This is a genomic window from Streptomyces sp. CBMA29 (assembly GCF_014596445.1).
In the GTDB taxonomy this organism is placed as follows: domain Bacteria; phylum Actinomycetota; class Actinomycetes; order Streptomycetales; family Streptomycetaceae; genus Actinacidiphila.
Window position 1 is genome coordinate 96,460 of sequence record NZ_MECL01000271.1, and the last position, 19,818, is coordinate 116,277.

The following is a 19,818-nucleotide window of genomic DNA, read 5'->3' on the forward strand; positions in this document are numbered from 1 at the left end:
GGTGACGGCTCGATCACGGGCGGCCCGGAGACTTTCGGCACGGAACCGGCGAACACCCCCGGCCGTCCCTCACACCAGCGGCATAGTGGTGGCCACCGCGCGTCGGGGGCGGCAACTGTCGTACAGCCGAAGACATCTCAGGGGGAGCAGTCCATGTCATCCATACGAAGGCCCTTGGTGGCCGCGGCGGCGGCAACCGTTCTCCTCGCGGGCACCGCCACCGCGTGCGGGTCGTCCGGTGACTCCGCGGACGCCAAGCCCAGCTCATCAGTGACGGCGGGCAACGACCTCGGTCTGCCGACGTCCTTCCCGACCAGCCTCGACGACCTGAAGAAGTGGGAGCAGGCGTACAAGCAGGGCGGCTGGAAGAACTGGGACAAGGCGAAATGGCTGCGCAAGGCAGCGGATTTCGTCAACCCGGTGATCAACGGGCTGTGGAGCGACGACCGCATGAAGGGCGCGGACCAGAGCGACAAGAAGGTGCCGACCAATGTGTCGGCCGACCAGGGCGAGAGCGACCCGGCGCCGGATCCGGTGCAGGCGAGCCGGGTCACGGCGCCGTACCACGAGGCCGCACCTGGTGTCGGAAAACTCTTCTTCGACGGGCCCAAGGGCTCGATGGTCTGCTCGGCCACAGTGGTCCGGGATCCGGCGCATCCGGGCAAGTCGAATCTGGTGTGGACGGCGGGCCACTGCGTGCACGCGGGTGCCTCCGGTGGCTGGTACCGCAACATCGCCTTCGTTCCCGCCTACAACGACACGGGCAAGAGCGCCGCGGCCCTGGAGGGCGCCTCGCGTGATGTGCTGGCGCCGTACGGTGTGTTCTGGGCCGACTGGGCCAGCACCTCCGACCAGTGGATCAGCACGGGCGCCGAGTCCGGCGGCAGCGGTTCGCCGTACGACTTCGCGGTGCTGCATGTGAAGCCGGAGGAGGGCGCGGGCGGCAAGTCGCTGGAGGAGACGGTCGGTACGGCGATGCCGGTGTGGTTCGACGCGCCGTCCGCGACGCAGATCGGGACGATGGGCGCCTGGGGCTATCCCGCGGCGCCGCCGTTCAACGGACAGCAGATGTACGACTGCGTGGGGAAGCCGGGCCGGCTGTCGCTGAACGCCCAGGCGCCGACGGAGTACCGGATCGGCTGCACGATGACGGGTGGTTCGTCGGGCGGCGGGTGGTTCGCCAAGCGGCCGGACGGCACGACGGCGCTGGTCAGCAACACGTCGATCGGGCCGGTGACGAACACCTGGCTGGCGGGGCCGCACTTGGGCGCCGGGGCGAAGAAGGTCTTCGACGGGGTGAGCCAGAAGTTCAACTGACGGACGACGCATGGGTAAGGGGCCGCCTCCTGGAGGCGGCCCCTTACCCATGTCAGCGTGCGCGGCGGCGATCCGGTGTCGAGCTGCCGTGGCGCCTCAGTGCTGTCAGGTCCTGGCCACGAGCGTGAACGGGGCCAGTTCCGCGGCCAGTTCCTCGTGCACCCGCACCTTGAGCAGCGTGCCGTCGCCGGTGTGCTCCTCGGAGAGGACCTCACCCGCGGCGTGCACCCGGGAGACGAGACCGCCGTGCGTGTACGGCACCAGCGCCTCGACCTCCACGTCGGGCCGCGGCAGTTCCTGGTCGATGATCTCCAGCAACTCGTCGATTCCCATGCCGCTGCGGGCCGAGACAGCGATGGCGTGCTTCTCGTTGCGCAGCAGGCGCTGGAGGACCAGCGGGTCCGCGGCGTCCGCCTTGTTGACGATCACGATCTCGGGCACGTCGAGCGCGCCGACATCGCGGAACACCTCGCGTACGGCCGCGAGCTGCTCCTCGGGCACCGGGTGCGAACCGTCCACCACGTGCAGGATCAGGTCGGCGTCGCCGACCTCCTCCATCGTGGACCGGAAGGCCTCGACCAGGTGGTGCGGCAGGTGCCGCACGAACCCGACGGTGTCCACCAGGGTGTAGAGCCGTCCGCTCGGGGTCTCCGCGCGGCGCACGGTCGGGTCCAGGGTGGCGAACAGCGCGTTCTCCACCAGGACGCCCGCGCCGGTGAGCCGGTTGAGCAGCGAGGACTTGCCCGCGTTGGTGTATCCGGCGATGGCGACCGACGGCACCTTGTGGCGCTTGCGCTCCTGACGCTTGAGGTCACGGCTGGTCTTCATGTCCGCGATCTCCCGGCGCATCTTGGCCATCTTCTCGCGGATACGCCGACGGTCGGTCTCGATCTTGGTCTCACCGGGACCACGCGTCGCCATACCGCCGCCGGACGAACCGGCGCCACCGCCACCCATCTGCCGGGACAGCGACTGACCCCAGCCGCGCAGCCTCGGCAGCATGTACTGCATCTGCGCCAGCGACACCTGTGCCTTGCCCTCACGGGACTTGGCGTGCTGAGCGAAGATGTCGAGGATCAGCGCGGTCCTGTCGACCACCTTGACCTTGACGACGTCTTCCAGATGGATGAGCTGGCCTGGGCTCAGCTCACCGTCGCAGACAACGGTGTCGGCGCCGGTCTCCACAACGATGTCGCGCAGTTCCAGCGCCTTGCCGGATCCGATGTACGTGGCCGGGTCCGGCTTGTCGCGGCGCTGGATGACGCCGTCGAGGACGAGTGCTCCGGCGGTCTCGGCGAGCGCCGCCAGCTCGGCCAGCGAATTCTCGGCGTCGTCGACGGTCCCCGTGGTCCAGACGCCCACGAGCACCACGCGCTCCAGTCGGAGCTGCCGGTACTCGACCTCGGTGACGTCCTCGAGTTCGGTGGAGAGTCCGGCGACCCGGCGGAGCGACGCACGCTCGGAGCGGTCGAACTGGTCGCCGTCCCGGTCCTCGTCGATCTCATGACTCCAGGCGACGTCCTCTTCCATCAGGGCGTCGGCCCGAAGGCTCTCGGGGAGGCGCTGGCGGTTGTTCGAAGAGGAAGAAGAAGAGGAGGTCATTGGATCCTTTGGTCGAGCGGTCAACGGGTCGGCGGTGTTTCTGCCGTTACTACGATGGTCGCACGCCGGGCACTCGCGGTCACGCGGGTTTCGCCGCGGATACGCGCGAGGGCTGTACTCCGGTCGACAGGACCGGATCTCCAGCGGCCGTCGCCCGAATCACTCGTGTGGGTGACGATCACTCCGGAACCTACGATCTGCCACCAGACGTTCACTGGGAGTAACGATCGAAGGAGAGTGTGTGATGCCCCCCATCCAGAAGTCCCCGCCAGTGCTCACGCGGGCTTCCGCGCCCGCGTCCTCGCGAGAGTCCCCGCACGCGTCCTCGCGTGTGTACGCCCTGGTCTCAGGGCTGCGCCGCCGTGACGGCCAGTCGCGCACGGTAGACGTCATAGACACCCGGCACCGACCGCATCGCCCGCATCAGGACCGCCAGCGCCTGGGGGTCGGGCAGCTCCACCGTGTACGTGTGCCGCACCCGGTGCTCCTGCGGGGGCTCCACCGCGGCCGAGACGATCCCGACGCCCTGGGCCGCGATGGCCTCGGTGAGGTCGGCGAGCAGGCGCGGGCGGCTCAGCGCCTCGGCGAGGACCGTGGCCCGGAAGCCGTTGGCGGGGCTGTCGTCGCGCCAGCGGACGGGTACGGGCGCCCGGCCCGCCGTGACCATCCGGGCGGTGCTCGGACACTCGACGCGGTGGACGGCGACGGTCCCGCCGCGGATGACGAATCCGGTGACGCCGTCCGGCGGCACGGGCGTGCAACAGCGGGCCAGCCGTACGGTCGCGTGCGGCAGGTCGGTGACCGCCACCGGTTCGGCTGCGCGCGCCTGGCCCGCGGCGTGGGCCGGGCGTACCGCAGGGGCCGACGCCGGCTTGTCCTCGCCTGCCGTCGCCGGGTTCTGGGTCAGCCACCTGGTGATGGCGATCCGGGCGGCCGGGGTGATGGCGTGCTCCAGCCAGTCGGCGTCGGGGCCGGAGGTGGCGGAGTCGTCCATCAGGAGCTGGAGGGTGTCGCCGTCGCGCAGTCGGGTCCCCAGCGGCGCCAGCCGCCCGTTGACGCGGGCGCCGACGCACTGGTGACCGGCCTCGCCATGCACGGCGTAGGCGGCGTCCACACAGCTCGCCCCGGCGGCCAGCCGCATCGTGCCGATGGACTCGCCGGACTCGGTGGCGAAGACGGTGATCTCGCGGTCCTGGGCGAGGTCGTCCCGCAGAGCGGACCAGAAGGTGTCGGGGTCGGGGGCGTCGCGCTGCCACTCCAACAGCCGGGCAAGCCAGCCGGGTTGGGTCGGGTCCACCCTCCCCCAGGTCTCCGCCGCGGTCGCCCCCAGCTCGGCCTCGGCGGCCTGCGGAGTCTCCTCCACGGCGTGCGGGTCGCCGAGCGCGATCACCCCGGCCTCCGCGACCCGGTGCATCCGCCGGGTGCGGACCAGGACTTCGGCGATCCGGCCACGCTCGTCGGCGACGGCGGTGTGCAGCGACTGGTACAGGTTGAACTTGGGGGCGGCGATGAAGTCCTTGAACTCCGCGATCACCGGGGTGAAACAGGTGTGCAGTTCACCGAGCACGGCATAGCAGTCGGCGTCCTCGGCCACCACGACGAGCAGGCGGCCGAAGTCGCAACTGCCGAGTTCCGCGCCGCCGCGCTTGAGCAGGACGCGGTGGACGGAGACCGCGTGCCGCGGACGGATGGCGACCTCGGCGGCGATGTCCGCCTCGCGCAGCACCTTGCGCAGGTCCTCGGCGACGGCCGCGAGGAGGTCGGGTCCGGCGGCGTTCGCGGCGATCATGGCGCGGGTCCTGGCGTGCTCCTCTGGGTGGAGGATCGCGAAGACCAGGTCTTCGAGCTCGGTCTTGAGCGCCTGCACACCGAGGCGTTCGGCGAGCGGGATCAGCACATCGCGGGTGACCTTGGCGATCCGCACCTGCTTCTCGGGGCGCATCACCCCGAGGGTGCGCATGTTGTGCAGCCGGTCGGCGAGCTTGATCGACATCACGCGTACGTCGTTGCCGGTGGCGACGAGCATCTTGCGGAAGGTCTCCGGCTCCGCGGCGGCGCCGTAGTCGACCTTCTCCAGCTTGGTGACGCCGTCGACGAGATAGCTGACCTCCTGGCCGAACTCCTCCCGTACCTGATCGAGCGTCACCTCGGTGTCCTCGACGGTGTCGTGGAGGAGGGAGGCGGTCAGGGTGGTGGTCTCCGCGCCCAGTTCGGCGAGGATCAGCGTGACCGCGAGCGGGTGGGTGATGTACGGCTCGCCGCTCTTGCGCATCTGACCGCGGTGCGAGGACTCCGCGAGCACATACGCCCGCCGCAGCGTCTCGATCGCTTCGGGACCCGCTTCGGGGTGGCGCGCGCGGTGCACCTTGGTGAGGTGCTCGATGGCGTCCGGCACACGGTCCCGGCCGCTGGGGCCGAGCAGCGCCGCGCGGCCGAGCCTGAGCAGGTCGATCCGGCGCAGTCCACGGCGCGGGGCCCCGGCACTGCGGTCGGCGTCCACCGCGTTGTCTGCGCTCATCGGGCACCTCCAGCAGCCTGAACCGGCTGCGGACGCTCTCCACGCCCCGTGGGGCCGCGCCGGTGATTGATGCTACCGAGCCCACCACGTGCGGCAGTCACGCTCTCGCCGAGAGTGATCCCCATCACCCGTTCGAGGGAACGTGTGCGGGAATCCCGGTCGGATACCGCCGGAAAGGTGGTGGTTCAGGCGCCGGGGTCAGCGGGAGGCGCCGCCGAGCCAGGCCGGGTCGATGACGCCCTCGGCGACGATCACCGCGGGTCCGGTCATCTCGATCTGCCCGTCGGCGGTCTCGGTGATCACCAGTCGGCCGCCGGGGACGTCGACCATGTACGTGACCGGGCGGCCGGTGACGGCCGGGTCGGCGCCGTCGCGGCGGGCCGCGGCGACCATCACGGCGCAGGCGCCCGTGCCGCAGGAGCGAGTCTCGCCGGAACCGCGCTCGTGGACGCGCAGAGCCACGTGGCGCGGCCCGCGGTCGACGACGAATTCGACGTTGGTTCCCGCCGGGTAGGCGTCGGCTGGGGCGACCGCCGGGGCGCGGAGGAGGTCACCGGCGTGGTCGAGGGTGTCGACGAAGGCGACGGCGTGCGGATTGCCCATGTCGACGTGCAGCGCGGGCCAACTGCGGTCGCCCACGGTGACGGTGACGGCGCCGTCGGGAAGCGTGGCGCGGCCCATGCGGACGGTGATGTCGCCGGGAGTGCCGTCGTCGGCATCCTTGGCGATGTGGACGTCGCGGACGCCGGCGCGGGTGGCGACGGCCAGATCGCCCGCGTCGGTGATCCCGACGCGCTGGAGGTAGCGGGCGAAGACGCGGACGCCGTTGCCGCACATCTCGGCGATGCTGCCGTCGCTGTTGCGGTAGTCCATGAACCACTCGGCCCGGTCGGCGAGTGCCGCGGCCTCGGGGTGGCCAGCGGAGCGGACCACGCGCAGCAGGCCGTCGCCGCCGATTCCGGCGCGCCGGTCGCACAACCGGGTGACGTCGGCCGGGGACAGGTCGAGCAGACCGTCCGGGTCGGGGACGATCACGAAGTCGTTCTCGGTGCCGTGGCCCTTGAGGAAGGCAAGCGGTGCGGTGTCGTGGCGCGCGTCAGTCACGTCATCGATCGTACGCGGGCGACGGAGGGGGACGGGCTGGTGGGCGGGGCCGTCAGCGCAGCCGGGCGACGCGCCAGACGGCGAGCACCGCGAGCAGGGCGATCAGTGCGGTGTACCCGGCCACGTAGCGCCAGTCGACACGGGCGCCGGAGCCGCGGGCGGGCAGGCCGGGCCAGGTGTAGCCGACCCGGCGGGCGGCCATCAGACCCCATCCGGCGGAGCAGCAGCACAGCAGCAGGCCGAGCATGGCGACGACAGGTCCCGCGTCACCGGATTCGAAGGCGAGGGGGAAGGCGAACATCAGCGATCCGCTCACCGCGAGGGCGATGATCGGGGCGAGTTGCCAGATCCGCAGTCGGCGCTGGGGGCGCAGTTCGCCGAAGGACTGGCCCTCCTCCATCGGCGGAAGGGGCTCGATCGCTTCCAGGGAGCCGAGAGAGTCCAGGGGCTCGAAGGGCTCCAGGGTGTTCCTCGACTCGGGGATCGCGCCGTTGCGCGGAAACTCCGGGGGAATCTGGGCTTCCGCCGCGGGGTCGCGCCCGGCTGAGGTGTCGCGTGGGCCGGCTTCCATCGCCACGCGCCCTCCCGATTCTCCGACACCGTAGCTAGATGCTCGATGATGGCACGGTCGACCGGCAGGTCCGGGACGCCGGAGCGTCCCGATGCCATCACGTGATCAGGCTGTAACCGCTTCTTGGAGCAACGTCAGCGCCTGGTGCGCGAGTTCCGTGCCGCGGGCCGTGAGCCAGTGCACACGCGGGTCGCGGCGGAACCACGAGTCCTGACGGCGTGCGAAGCGCTTGGTGGCGCGTACGGTCGTGGCGCGGGCCTCGTCCTCGGTGCACTCACCGGCGAGCGCGGCGAGCACCTGCTGGTAGCCGAGCGCGCGGGAGGCCGTACGTCCTTCGCGCAGCCCGGCGGCCTCCAGGGTGCGGACCTCGTCGACCAGACCGGCCTCCCACATGCGGTCGACGCGCAGGGCGATGCGTTCGTCGAGTTCGGGCCGGGGGACGTCGACGCCGATCTGGACGGTGTCGTAGACGCCCTCGGGGCCGGGGAGGTTGGCGGCGAAGGGGCGGCCGGTGATCTCCACGACTTCGAGGGCGCGGACGATCCGGCGGCCGTTGCTGGGCAGGATGGCGCGTGCGGCCTCGGGGTCGACGGCGGCCAGCCGGGCGTGCAGGGCGCCGGAGCCGCGCATGTCGAGTTCGGCCTCCAGGCGGGCCCGGACGGCCGCGTCCGTGCCGGGGAACTCCAGGGCGTCGATCGCGGCACGTACGTAGAGGCCGGAGCCGCCGACGAGCACCGGGACGCGGCCCTCGGCGTGCACCCGGTCGATCTCGACGCGGGCGAGGCGCTGGTAGTCGGCGACGTTGGCGGCCTGTGTCACAGCCCAGATGTCCAGCAGGTGGTGCGGTACGCCCTGGCGTTCGTCCGGGCTGAGCTTGGCGGTGCCGATGTCCATACCGCGGTAGAGCTGCATGGAGTCGGCGTTGATCACCTCGCCGTCCAGAATCCGGGCCAGGGCCACGCCCAGATCGGACTTACCGGCTGCGGTCGGGCCGACGACGGCGATCACACGGTTCTTCACGTGGCCAGTCTCGCAAACATTGGCCGCTGACCTCGATCGATTGGCGTGAAGCGGGTCAGGGCGGGCACAGGTATGGTCGAAAACAGGGTGGGAGATTCACGACGCTTGGAAAGGTGCCACATGGGCCTCAAGGACACGTTCAAGGACAAGCTCGGTTTGGCGAAGAGCAAGGCCGGCGACTTGGCGCAGCAGCACGGCGGCAAGATTGAGTCGGGTCTGGAGAAGGCGGCGCACACCGTCGACTCCAAGACCGGCGGCAAGTACAGCGACAAGATCGGGACCGGGGTGGACAAGGCCAAGGACGCCTTGGGCAACCTCAAGGGCAAGGGCGGCAAGGACGGCGACGCGACCGCCTGAGCGCTCGCGTCGCACCCTGCCGTAGGAGGTCCGAGTCGCGCGTCGGGTCCGGGCCTCCGGGCCAGGTATCCGGATGGCTCTCCGGCTCAGGTCCAGGTCGCCACGGCATAGCCCACGCCGTACGGCGCGGCCTCGTACAGCAGCTCCCCCGCCAGGCCCGCGCCCTGAGCCGCGCCCGCGAGCACCTGCCACGGCGCCCGGCCGGACACCTTCAGCGCATCGGCCAACTCCGCGTCCAGCGCGGTGAGCGCGTCGGTGTCGGCCGCCGCCAGGGCCGAGGTCACCGCCGCGTCGAAGGGCTCGGCTCGCTCGTCCAGGTAGCCGGGCGCCTTGACCGTACGGCAGGCGCTGCCGTCCCCCATCACGAGCAGGGCGACGCGTCCCGCTGCCTCGGCGACAGCGCGGCCCGCGGCGGCGCAGCGCGGCTGTTCCAGTTGCCCGCCGATCCCCAGGCCCTCGACGGGTGCGGCGCGCCAGCCGCGCAGCAACCAGGCGGCCACGGCGAGCGAGGGCGGCAACGTGAGTGCGGGTTCAGCGGCGGGCTCGGCCGTGGCGTCGGCCGTGACGTCGGCCGCGGGATCACCCGCGCCAGGTTCCGATCCGAGGCGGACGTCCAGTACGACACCGAACGGCCGGAAGGAGCCCGTGGCGCCCTCGGCGAAAGCGCCGCGGTGCGGCCGGTCCGCCGGACCGATCACGACCAGCCGGTCGGGCCGGGAAGCGGCCAGGACGCCGATCGCGTCGGCGCAGGAGGCCCGCAGAGCGTCGAGTTCGGGTGCGGCGCCTGCCGCCACCTCCGGGACCAGCAGCGGCGGGCAGGGACAGACGGCAGCGGCGACCAGCATGATCGAAACCTTACCGGCGCGGCCTCGCGGACCGACGGCCGTCGCCGGACAACGGCGTCGGCATGTTCAGCCGCGCGCCGGTCTCCGCGACAGCGTGCGCGTCACTGGACGCTGCATCCGCCCAGGGACGCCGGCTCCGTCACGGCGGGCGCGCCGATCGTCGGCAGGCCCAGCATCACGCCCGTGCCGGTCGCGGCCGGAGCCGCGTTACGCCGCTCCCACGCGTCGCCCGCCCGCGTACGGCGCACGGCGGCGGCGGGCTTCTCCGCGAGCAGATGGTGCGGCGCGGCGTAGGTGATCTCGACGGTCACCATGTCGCCGGGCCTGACCGGCTCGTCCGGGCGCTCGAAGTGCACAAGGCGGTTGTCGGGCGCGCGGCCTGACAGCCGCCGGGTGGCGTCGTCCTTGCGGCCCTCGCCCTCGGCGACCAGCACCTCTATGGTGCGGCCGACCTGCTTCTTGTTCTCCTCCCAGGAGATCTCCTCCTGGAGCGCGACCAGCCGCTCGTACCGCTGCTGGACGACGGCCTTCGGGATCTGGCCGTCCATCTCGGCGGCGGGGGTGCCGGGCCGCTTGGAATACTGGAAGGTGAATGCCTGCGCGAAGCGGGCCTCGCGCACCACGTGCAGGGTCTGCTCGAAGTCCTCCTCGGTCTCGCCGGGGAAGCCCACGATGATGTCGGTGGTGATGGCGGCGTCCGGCATCGCGGCGCGCACCTTCTCGATGATCCCGAGGTAACGATCCTGCCGGTACGACCGGCGCATCGCCTTCAGCACCGTGTCGGAGCCGGACTGGAGCGGCATGTGGAGCTGGTGCATCACGTTGGGCGTCTCGGCCATGGCGGCGATGACGTCGTCGGTGAAGTCACGCGGGTGCGGCGAGGTGAAGCGGATCCGCTCCAGGCCGTCGATGGCGCCCGCGGCGCGCAGCAGCTTGCCGAACGCCTCGCGGTCGCCGATGTCGGAGCCGTACGCGTTCACGTTCTGGCCGAGCAGGGTGACCTCGACGACGCCCTCGGAGACCAGGGCCTCGACCTCGGCGAGCACGTCGCCGGGCCTGCGGTCCTTCTCCTTGCCGCGCAGGGCGGGGACGATGCAGAAGGTGCAGGTGTTGTTGCAGCCGACGGAGACCGCGACCCAGGCGGCGTACGCGGACTCGCGGCGCGAGGGCAGCGTGGAGGGGAAGGTCTCCAGCGACTCGACGATCTCGACCTGGGCCTCTTCTGCGATCCTGGCCCGTTCCAGCAGCACCGGGAGCTGCCCGATGTTGTGGGTGCCGAAGACGACGTCGACCCAGGGGGCCCGCTTCACGATGGTGTCGCGGTCCTTCTGCGCCAGGCAGCCGCCGACGGCGATCTGCATGCCGGGCCTGGCGGCCTTCTTCGGTACGAGCTGGCCGAGGTTGCCGTACAACCGGTTGTCGGCGTTCTCCCGCACCGCGCAGGTGTTGAAGACGACGACATCCGCGCCCTCGGCGTCAGAAGGCGCGCGGACATACCCCGCGTCCTCCAGAAGGCCGGACAGCCGCTCGGAGTCGTGGACGTTCATCTGGCACCCGTAGGTGCGGACCTCGTAAGTACGCGCGCTCATAACAATCACCCAGAGTACGTGGTCGCCGGGGCCCGGCGCCCCTGCCTTCCCGGGACCGGCCGCCGCCGACGGCCCTTCCCCGATTCCCGCCCGGCTGGCAGGATCCCCATGCATGGACCTCCCCCGCCCCGTCGTACGCCTGCGCGATGCCGCGCTGGGCAGGCGGCGGCGCGTGCTCCAGGCGCTGCTGGCCGGGGTCTCCGTGCTCGCCCTCCTGCTGTGGTGGCTGCTGCCGAACGCGGGTCCTTCGTATCCGCGGGCGCCGATGTCGCTGGCCACCGGGGTCGCTAACGGGGTGTACGAGAAGTACGGACTGCTCCTCAAGGGCGATCTGCACACCGCGCTGCCGGGGGTGCGGGTCAATCTCGTGCACACCGAGGGCTCGGTCGACAACATCAAGCGGGTGGCGTCCGGACGGGCGGACTTCACCATCGCCGCGGCCGACGCCGTCGCCAACTACGACGGTCCCGGCAAGGAGCAGTTGCGCGCCTGCGCCCGGCTCTACGACGACTACATGCAGCTTGTCGTACCGAGCGATTCCACGGTGCGGTCGGCACGCGATCTGCGCGGGCTGCGGGTCGGGGTCGGCCAGGCGGACTCCGGGGTCAATCTGATCACCAGGCGGCTGTTCGCGGCGGCTGGCCTGGACATCACGAAAGATGTGGACGCCATACCGGTCGGCATCGACCAGGCGCCCGCGATGCTGCGCGACAAGCAACTGGACGCGTTCTTCTGGTCGGGCGGGCTGCCGACCGCCGCCGTGGCCGAGATGGCGCACTCCTCTCCGGGCATCAAGCTCGTCCAGCTCGGCGACCTGGTGGCGAAGCTGCACTCCATGGGACCGCAGATGGCGTACTACCGGCAGGCCGTGATGCCAGCCGACGCGTATCCGCAGGCGCAGAAGGGGCAGGCGATCGCCACCATCGCCGTCGCCAATCTGCTGGTCACCACGGACCGCGCGAACACCGGCCTGGTCGAACGGCTCACCCGTGCGGTGATCGACAGCCGGGACGCGATCGGCAAAGAGGTGCACGCCGCGCAACTGGTGGACCTGCGGACCGCGGTGTTCACCGATCCGCTGCCGCTGCACGTCGGCGCGGAGCGGTACTACCGGTCGGTGAAGCCGTAGCGGGTGCTCCGCCACCGCCTCGGCCGCGCCGCGCGCTCACCCCGCCGCGCACCGCGTAGTCATGATCGGACGGTCGTACGGTCCGACAGCCGGACGATCACACCCCGACCGGCGCGGTCCTCGGCACCGTCAGGATGACCTCCAGGCCGTGCGGATCGCACCGCCCGTAACTGATGACGCCGCCGCCCTGGCTCAGCAGGGCGCGGGCGATGGACAGGCCGAGGCCGGAGCCGTGCACATTCTGGTGGCGGGCGCTGCGCCAGAAACGATCGCCGACCCTGGCGAGTTCCTCGTCCGTCAGGCCGGGGCCGCTGTCGGCGACGGAGATCGCGGTGCGCTGGTCGTCAGCCGTCACCCGCACATGGACGGCCTCGCCGCGCGGGGTGAATTTGATCGCGTTGTCGATCACCGCGTCCAAGGCGCTGGACAGCGCGACCGCGTCGGCCCACCCGGTCACCTTGAGTACCGCACGCTCCCCCGTCCCGTCACGTTCCTGATCCTCCGGGTCCTCCCCCTCCACCGTGAACTCCACGGCGATTCCCGCCTGGTCGGCGACGGGTCGCCAGGCCGCCGAGCGGATACGGGCGAGCGCGGCGAGGTCGGTGACGGCCAGATGACTGCCGGAACGTTCGGCGAGCGCAAGGCCCAGCAGGTCGTCGAGCACCTGGGCGAGCCGGTGCCCCTCCTCCTTCACCGCCTCGGCCTCGTCGTGGCCGTCGGGCAGTTCCAGGCCGAGCAATTCGATCCGCAGCAGCAGTGCGGCGAGCGGATTGCGCAACTGGTGCGACGCGTCCGCCACGAAGGCCCGCTGCTGGTCGAGGACTTCCTCGACGTTGTCGGCCATCTCGTTGAACGAACGGACCAGGCGCCGGAGTTCCGGCGGGCCGCCCGCCGTTCCGACGCGCGACTTCATCCGGCCGGTCGCGATGTCGTGGGTGACGCGGTCCAAGGTGGCGACCGGAAGCAGCACCCAGCCGGTCAGGCGGACGGCGAAGAGCACGGCGATGGCCATCGCCGCCAGTTCCCCGGCCGCCAGCAGCAGCCAGCCGTGCAGGATGCGGGAGCGCAGCGCGCCGGTCGGCGAGTCGGTCACGACGACGGCGACGACGTCCCCGTCCCGGACGATCGGTGAGGCGATGGCAAGTTTACGGGTCTGCCACGGCCACACCTGGCGGGGGTCGTGGGTGCGGCGGCCGAGCAGCGCCGAGTTGTAGGCGTCGAACAGCTCGCCCTCGTCCGGCACCTGCCAGCCGCCGGGCGCGGCGGCCATCGCGGTGCGGTCGCGGTAGAAGACTCCGGCGTCGATGCCGTACAGCTCCTTGTAGCGGGTCAGTTCGGTCCGCAGGGTGTGCAGCCGCTCGTCGTCGGCGCTGTCCACGGCGGTCTGTTCGTCCCGCGCGGTGACGTACTGCGCGAGTGCCGCGAAGCGCGTGGTGTCGTCGATGCGGTCGACCACGACGCGCTGCTGCTGGGACGCGGCCTGGCTGGCGGCCAGCGGGAAGCCGAGGGCCAGCAGGACACCGGCCATCAGCACGATGAGCAGCGGGAGCAGGCGGGAGCGCAAGGTGGTGGCCTCGACGGGTCAGCCGACGGGGACGACGAGCCGGTATCCGACCCCGCGCACCGTCTCGATCATCGCCGGGGTCCGCAGTTTGGAGCGCAGGGACGCCACATGGACCTCAAGGGTGCGACCCGTACCCTCCCACGCGGTGCGCCACACCTCGCTGATGATCTGCTCCCTGCGGAAGACGACACCCGGTCGTTTGGCGAGCAGCGACAGCAGGTCGAACTCCTTGCGGGTGAGGGCGATCAGATCGCCCTCCACGGTGACGCGGCGGGTGGACAGTTCGATGGTGACCGTGCCGAGCAGCAGTTTGGCGCTCTCCTGCGGGCCGGTCCCGCCGGTCCGCGCGGCGGCCAGCACTCCGGTGCCCGCGACGGTCGCGTCGGTGGCCGTCGGCCCGGCGGTGCCTCGCGCGGTCAGCGGCGGACGGCGGCTCACGGCGTGGATCCGCGCCAGCAGCTCACCCGTGTCGTACGGCTTCACGACGTAGTCGTCCGCGCCCAGGTTGAGGCCGTGAATCCGGGAGCGTACGTCGGCCCGCGCCGTCACCATGATCACCGGGATCGCGGTACGACGGCGTATCCGGCTGCACACCTCGAAACCGTCCTGGTCGGGCAGCCCCAGATCGAGCAGGACGCAGTCGTACGCGGGGCCGTCGCCGGGCAGCAGCGCCTGGATCGCCTCCTCGCCACTGCGGGCGTGCCGCACGTCGAAGCCGTGCTTGCCGAGGACCGCGGAGAGGGCGGAGGCGACCCTGTCGTCGTCCTCCACGAGGAGCAGTCGCATCGTCAACCTCCCTGTTCATCCGGTCTTATGATCATTTCAGCTGATCTTGTCGTTCGTGTGTGGTAGCGGTGCCTGTGGACCGAATCCACGCCGATCGGCACGGGGTGCGTCAAGGCCCTACCGGCTCGCGCGGCGGACCGTTACCGACCCGGTACGCACCGGAGGTGCCCGCGGGCGCGTACGGAGCGCGGAGGGCGCGTGGAGCGGCGCACCGCGCCGAGGTGGGACCGTCGCTTGACGTGGGCAGGCGCAGTGGGTTGCATACGCTTTGTGACCGCACTTCTTCCGGGGGCCTCTCCATGGACCCGGTGATCGTCGCGGGGGCGGGTCCCGTGGGCCTGGCCCTCGCCCTCGCTCTGGCCCGCCGCGACGTCCCCGTCATCGTCCTCGACGAGGCGGAGGCACTCACCGATGCCGACGGGTTACGGCGCCCACGCACCGCGGTCCTCGGCCCCGACACGGTCGCGTTCGTCGAACGGCTCGGCTACGCCGGTGTCCGCGGCGACGGAGCCTCCTGGTCGGCCTGGCGCACATTGCGCCGTCGTACGGAAGTGCTGCGCGTCGAATTCGGACCGCAGGACTCCCCCACGCACATCGCGCAGCACCAATTGGAGCGCGGTCTGCGCGACGCGCTGCTCGCCTGCGGTTCGGTGCGGATCGTGCCGGGCTGCCGGGTGGACGCATTCGAGCAGGACGGTCTCGGGATCACCGTGCACACCCGCGGGTCGCACGACACCTGGTGGCGCGGCAGTTTCCTGGTCGGCTGCGACGGTCCCCGTTCGACGGTCCGCAAGCTGACGGGCGTACGTTTCCCCGGCCGCACCGCCGTCGACCGGCACGCGGTCGCGGTGATCCGCGCGGAACTCCCCGAACCGGGTGTGGCGTTGCTGCACCGCGACCCGCCGGGGGCGCCCGCGGGCCAGGAAGTGACGGCCCGTCCGTTGCCGGACGGCCTGTGGCGGCTGGACTGGCTGCTGCCCCCGCAGGGGCGGCTGCTCACCTCCGACGCGCTGGTGGAGCGGCTGCGGTCCACGCTCACCGCCTGGTGCGGCAGCGTCGTCCCGTACGAACTCGTCGGCTCAGCCGACTATCCGGTGCATCAGCGGCTGGCCAGACGCTGGCGCAGGGGGCGGGTCTTCCTCGCGGGGGACGCCGCACACCTGATGGGCGCGCTCGGCGCGCAGAGCGTCGAGGAGGGGCTGCGGGACGCGGAGAATCTGTCCTGGAAACTCTCGCTGGCCTGGCACGACGGCGCGTCGAAGATACTGCTGAACAGCTACGAGGCGGAGCGGCGCGGGGCGGTCGGCGCCCGGTTGCGCGCCACCGACCAGGCGCTTCCGCTGCTGCGGGCCAGTGGCGCGTGGCAGACGGTGCGGCACGCGGTGCTGTCGGGCTCGGCGCGCGGCCAGGCGGAGCTGCTGACCGACAGCCATCTCGGCCGGGGGTCCGCCGCCGCGTCCTCGGTCTACGGGCGCTCGCCGCTCGCTCTGCCCGCGCCGCGTTCCGGTGGCGGCAAGTCCGGGCCGTCGCCGCTGGTCGCCGGGTGCGACACGCCGCCGGGCGGTGCGGTGACCGATGTGTCGGTGACCGCGCTCGACGGCACCGTCGGACGGCTGCGGGACCGGCTCGGCCGGGGGTTGGTCGTGGTGCTGATCGCGCCGGGTACGGGGGTGTGGGACAGCCGTCACTGGCTGACCGCCGGGCTCATGCCCCGGCTCGCCTCCGCGGTCGCCGCGTTGCCGACCCGCGCGGAACTGGTCGTCGCCGAGACGTATCCGGGGGCGACCGCGCACAGTGTGCTGCTGATCCGGCCGGACGGGCGCCTGGTCACGGCGATGGTGGGCTGCCGCCCCGCGGAGCTGTATTCGTACGCCGACCTGGCTCGCGGCGGTCCGCCGGTGCCGGCTGGCAGCGAAGGCACGGAGCCGGACTCCGACGACGGGGACGGAGAAGGCGGCGGGCCCGGCGGCGCGGCGGGGACGCGGGTCAGCGGGCACACCCGGTAGCAGCCGGGCCGGACACGCCCCGCCGGACGGTCACCGTCAGCCCGCCGCGGCTGCGGGTCATCGGTGCCGTTTCCTTGGCGAATGGTCTCGGCGCCGGACGGCGGGGCGGATTTCGGAGGCCCTGGCGGCAGGGCGACGCCCGGCGGCGGGGCCTTCGTGCTCCCTCGCCTTCCAGGTTTCCGCCGTCCTCGCCGCCGTCACTCCCACGGCTCCTCTTCGAGCTCCTCCTCCACGCCCTCGGCGGCGAGCGCTTCGCGCACCACCCGGAGGGCCAGGCCCTCGGAGTAGCCCTTGCGGGCGAGCATGCCCGCGAGGCGGCGGATCCGCTTGTCGCGGTCCAGCCCGCGGGTGCCCGGCAGCCTGCGCCGTACCAGCTCGCGGGCGGTCTGCGCCTCCTGGTCGTGGTCGAGCAGTCCGACCGCTTCGTTCACCAGCTCCGCGTCCACTCCGCGGTGGCGGAGTTCCTGTGCGAGGGCACGGCGGGCGAGACCCCGGCCGCGGTGCCGGGACTCCACCCAGGAATTGGCGAAGGCCCGGTCGTCGATCAGCCCCACGTCCTGGAAGCGTTCCAGGACCTGCTCGGCGACCTCGTCCGGGATCTCGCGCTTGCGCATGGCGTCGGCGAGCTGCCTGCGGGTGCGGGGCGTCCCGGTGAGCAGGCGCAGGCACAGCGCCCGCGCCTGCTCCTCGGGATCGAGCGGCGGCTCTCGCGAGGCCCTCGACTCGGAAGAGCCGCCGCGCTCAGGGGACCTGCGCGCCACGGCGTCAGGCCTTGGCGGCGGTCGCCTTGGTCGCCTTCGCGCCCTTGGGCGCAGGGACCTCGGCCTTGGGCGCGTCGGTCTTGGCCACAGCCGCGGGTCCTGCCGCGTCCGCCCCGGGCTGTGCGCCCGGCGCCTCGACCTTCGCCACGCCGACGCCGAGCTTCTCCTTGATCTTCTTCTCGATCTCGTCCGACAGGTCGGGGTTGTCCTTCAGGAAATTGCGCGCGTTTTCCTTGCCCTGACCGAGCTGGTCGCCCTCGTACGTGTACCAGGCGCCGGACTTGCGGACGAAACCGTGCTCGACGCCCATGTCGATCAGGCCGCCCTCACGGCTGATGCCGTGGCCGTAGAGGATGTCGAACTCGGCCTGCTTGAAGGGCGGCGCGACCTTGTTCTTGACGACCTTGACGCGGGTACGGTTGCCGACCGCATCGGTGCCGTCCTTGAGGGTCTCGATCCGGCGGATGTCGAGCCGGACGGAGGCGTAGAACTTCAGCGCGCGGCCACCGGTGGTGGTCTCCGGCGAGCCGAACATCACACCGATCTTCTCGCGGAGCTGGTTGATGAAGATGCAGGTGGTCTTGGTCTGGTTGAGCGCGCTGGTGATCTTGCGGAGGGCCTGGCTCATCAGGCGGGCCTGGAGACCCACGTGCGAGTCGCCCATCTCGCCCTCGATCTCGGCCCGTGGCACGAGGGCTGCCACGGAGTCGACCACGATGAGGTCGAGAGCGCCGGAGCGGACCAGCATGTCCACGATTTCCAGCGCCTGCTCGCCGGTGTCCGGCTGGGACAGGATCAGATTGTCCGTGTCGACGCCGAGCGCCTTGGCGTAGTCGGGGTCCAGCGCGTGCTCGGCGTCCACGAACGCCACCGTGCCGCCCGCCCTCTGGGCATTGGCCACCGCGTGCAGGGTGAGGGTCGTCTTACCGGAGGACTCCGGGCCGTAGACCTCCACCACTCGGCCGCGCGGCAACCCGCCGACGCCAAGTGCTACGTCGAGAGCGGTCGATCCGGTGGGGATGACTTCGATGGGTTCGTTCGGCCGGTCGCCCAGGCGCATGACCGCGCCCTTGCCGAACTGCCGTTCAATCTGCGCGAGCGCGGCGTCGAGCGCCTTCTCGCGGTCGTTTCCTGCCATGGGCTCCACCCGGGATGTCTGGTTCGATCGCTTCACGTCCACGACGCTAGCGCCTGGCACTGACAACGCGCCCGGCCGTCGCCCCGTGCTGTGGATAACTCCGGCGGAAACACGCTTCGTCACCACGGAAATCCACCCGGCACAAGCCATAAGAATGGATGTTCGAATTTGATGTCAAGCGACCCGCCGGGGGTGTCGGGCCACTCCTGAATCCGTCGCTCCGCTCGCGACGCCGCGTCAGCGCTTGGCGGCGGGCACGTCCATCGAGGCGCACACCGCGCGCCAGACGTCCTTGGCTTCCCAGCCGTCGTCCAGCGCCTGATGCACCGTACGGCCGCCCAATTCGGCCATCACATGGTCTCGCGCGAAGGAATCGGCGTACGCGTCGCCGAAGTGCGCGCGCATCCGCTCCCAGAAAATCGTCAACCGCATGACTGCCAGTATCCCGCGCCCGCACGCGTACCGTCACACAGCCGGGTGGCTCCTCGGCTCAGCCGTGTTCAGGCCGCCGCGCACGCCCTAGGGTGCGCGCATGCCAGCAACCCCGCTAGGTCGCGCCGAGCAGTTCGTGTGGCTCACCGCCCGTGTGCTCGAGCAGCGCAGGTTCGCCTTCCACTTCCTCGACGGCGACAGCGACGCGGTCGAGACCGCGCTCGACGCGTACCGCAATGACGACGCCGGATACGGCCACGCGCTGGAGCCCGACCTGCGCGGTCCGGTGAGCCAGCCACTGCACGTGGCGTACGCGCTGCGGGTGCTGGACGAGATCGACCGGTGCAGGGGCGGCAGGGCCGAGCGCATCTGCCGCTATCTGACGGCGTGTTCGACGGCGGAGGGCGCGCTGCCTGCGGTCGACGCGTCCTTGCGCGGCTATCCGCACGCGCCCTGGATGCGGATCTCCGACGACCCGCCCGGTGACCTGCTCGCCACCGGGCCCGTGGTGGGGCTGCTGCGCCGCAACGAGGTGTGGCACGCGTGGATGTTCAGGTCGACGGACTTCTGCTGGGCTGCGATCGACACGCTGGACCGGACGCATCCCTATGAGGTGCTGGCCTCGCTGGCGTTCCTGGCCTCGGCGCAGGACCGGCCGCGGGCGCAGGGCGCGGTGGAGCGGCTGGGGCGACTGGTGCGCGAGCAGGGTCTGGCGCTACTGGAGCCCGAGCGCGCCGGGCAGGTCGCACCGCCGACCGGATACGCGCCGGGCGAACACCACTTCGCCCATGACTTCGCGTCCTCCCCCGACTCGGCCGCCCGGTCGTGGTTCACCGACACCGAGATGGAACGGTCGCTGGACCATCTCGCGGCGCAGCAGGCCGACGACGGAGGCTGGCCGATCACCTGGCGCGAGTGGGCGCCGGGTTCCGCGCTCGAGGGGCGGCCCATGGTGACGATCGAGGCGCTGCGGACGCTTCGCGCGTACGGCCGTCTGGGCTGACGTCGAGGCCGCGCGGGTAAGGAGCGCTGATCCAGGTGCCCGGTCCTTACGCCGGTGACCGGGCGCCGGATGTCGC

Annotated in this window: 17 protein-coding genes; 5 read left to right on the forward strand and 12 right to left on the reverse strand. The window is 71.5% G+C overall.

Annotation, left to right across the window (positions count from 1 at the left end):
- Positions 1–153 precede the first annotated feature (153 nt).
- Entirely contained in the window at positions 154–1,317 is a 1,164-nt protein-coding gene (locus tag BGM09_RS36795) for a trypsin-like serine peptidase (RefSeq protein ID WP_188286108.1), read from the forward strand.
- Between the two features lie 105 nt (positions 1,318–1,422).
- Here BGM09_RS36795 and hflX read toward each other — a convergent pair whose 3' ends face one another.
- From hflX to miaA, 5 genes are all read right to left on the reverse strand, one after another.
- Positions 1,423–2,919, reverse strand: a complete 1,497-nt coding sequence (gene hflX, locus BGM09_RS36800) for a GTPase HflX (RefSeq protein ID WP_188286109.1) — start codon at positions 2,917–2,919, stop codon at positions 1,423–1,425.
- Positions 2,920–3,265: 346 nt separating this feature from the next.
- Entirely contained in the window at positions 3,266–5,437 is a 2,172-nt protein-coding gene (locus BGM09_RS36805; protein WP_188286110.1) for a RelA/SpoT family protein, read from the reverse strand.
- 198 nt (positions 5,438–5,635) lie between these two features.
- On the reverse strand, positions 5,636–6,541 hold the full coding sequence (dapF, locus tag BGM09_RS36810; RefSeq protein WP_188286111.1) for a diaminopimelate epimerase: 906 nt from the start codon (positions 6,539–6,541) through the stop codon (positions 5,636–5,638).
- 52 nt (positions 6,542–6,593) lie between these two features.
- Complete coding sequence (locus BGM09_RS36815) at positions 6,594–7,112, reverse strand: hypothetical protein (RefSeq protein ID WP_188286112.1); 519 nt, start codon at positions 7,110–7,112, stop codon at positions 6,594–6,596.
- A gap of 105 nt (positions 7,113–7,217) precedes the next feature.
- On the reverse strand, positions 7,218–8,132 hold the full coding sequence (gene miaA / locus BGM09_RS36820) for a tRNA (adenosine(37)-N6)-dimethylallyltransferase MiaA (protein ID WP_188286113.1): 915 nt from the start codon (positions 8,130–8,132) through the stop codon (positions 7,218–7,220).
- 120 nt (positions 8,133–8,252) lie between these two features.
- Here miaA and BGM09_RS36825 point away from each other — a divergent pair, with 120 nt between their 5' ends.
- On the forward strand, positions 8,253–8,489 hold the full coding sequence (locus BGM09_RS36825; RefSeq protein WP_188286114.1) for an antitoxin: 237 nt from the start codon (positions 8,253–8,255) through the stop codon (positions 8,487–8,489).
- Between the two features lie 86 nt (positions 8,490–8,575).
- Here BGM09_RS36825 and BGM09_RS36830 read toward each other — a convergent pair whose 3' ends face one another.
- Together BGM09_RS36830 and miaB are read right to left on the reverse strand one after the other, a co-directional pair.
- On the reverse strand, positions 8,576–9,334 hold the full coding sequence (locus BGM09_RS36830; RefSeq protein WP_188286115.1) for a class III extradiol dioxygenase subunit B-like domain-containing protein: 759 nt from the start codon (positions 9,332–9,334) through the stop codon (positions 8,576–8,578).
- A 101-nt stretch (positions 9,335–9,435) separates the two neighbouring features.
- Complete coding sequence (miaB, locus tag BGM09_RS36835) at positions 9,436–10,923, reverse strand: tRNA (N6-isopentenyl adenosine(37)-C2)-methylthiotransferase MiaB (protein ID WP_188286116.1); 1,488 nt, start codon at positions 10,921–10,923, stop codon at positions 9,436–9,438.
- 112 nt (positions 10,924–11,035) lie between these two features.
- Between miaB and BGM09_RS36840 the strand changes: the two genes are divergently transcribed.
- Complete coding sequence (locus tag BGM09_RS36840; RefSeq protein WP_188286117.1) at positions 11,036–12,052, forward strand: TAXI family TRAP transporter solute-binding subunit; 1,017 nt, start codon at positions 11,036–11,038, stop codon at positions 12,050–12,052.
- A 97-nt stretch (positions 12,053–12,149) separates the two neighbouring features.
- Here the strand turns inward: BGM09_RS36840 and BGM09_RS36845 are convergent, their stop codons facing one another.
- Both BGM09_RS36845 and BGM09_RS36850 read right to left on the reverse strand, forming a co-directional pair.
- Positions 12,150–13,616 (reverse strand): sensor histidine kinase, encoded by a 1,467-nt coding sequence (locus tag BGM09_RS36845; protein ID WP_188286118.1) that lies wholly within the window; start codon positions 13,614–13,616, stop codon positions 12,150–12,152.
- A gap of 18 nt (positions 13,617–13,634) precedes the next feature.
- Complete coding sequence (locus tag BGM09_RS36850; RefSeq protein ID WP_188286119.1) at positions 13,635–14,402, reverse strand: response regulator transcription factor; 768 nt, start codon at positions 14,400–14,402, stop codon at positions 13,635–13,637.
- Between the two features lie 299 nt (positions 14,403–14,701).
- Between BGM09_RS36850 and BGM09_RS36855 the strand changes: the two genes are divergently transcribed.
- Positions 14,702–16,408, forward strand: a complete 1,707-nt coding sequence (locus BGM09_RS36855; RefSeq protein ID WP_188286120.1) for an FAD-dependent monooxygenase — start codon at positions 14,702–14,704, stop codon at positions 16,406–16,408.
- 197 nt (positions 16,409–16,605) lie between these two features.
- Here BGM09_RS36855 and recX read toward each other — a convergent pair whose 3' ends face one another.
- The 3 genes from recX to BGM09_RS36870 form a co-directional block, all read right to left on the reverse strand.
- Positions 16,606–17,223 (reverse strand): recombination regulator RecX, encoded by a 618-nt coding sequence (recX, locus tag BGM09_RS36860; RefSeq protein WP_262928447.1) that lies wholly within the window; start codon positions 17,221–17,223, stop codon positions 16,606–16,608.
- A complete protein-coding gene (gene recA, locus BGM09_RS36865) occupies positions 17,174–18,307 on the reverse strand; it encodes a recombinase RecA (RefSeq protein WP_188286121.1) in 1,134 nt (377 codons plus the stop codon). The genes recX and recA overlap by 50 nt, the downstream gene beginning before the upstream one ends.
- Positions 18,308–18,544: 237 nt before the next feature.
- On the reverse strand, positions 18,545–18,739 hold the full coding sequence (locus tag BGM09_RS36870; RefSeq protein WP_188286122.1) for a DUF3046 domain-containing protein: 195 nt from the start codon (positions 18,737–18,739) through the stop codon (positions 18,545–18,547).
- Between the two features lie 100 nt (positions 18,740–18,839).
- Here BGM09_RS36870 and BGM09_RS36875 point away from each other — a divergent pair, with 100 nt between their 5' ends.
- Entirely contained in the window at positions 18,840–19,742 is a 903-nt protein-coding gene (locus BGM09_RS36875) for a hypothetical protein (RefSeq protein WP_188286123.1), read from the forward strand.
- Positions 19,743–19,818: the final 76 nt, after the last annotated feature.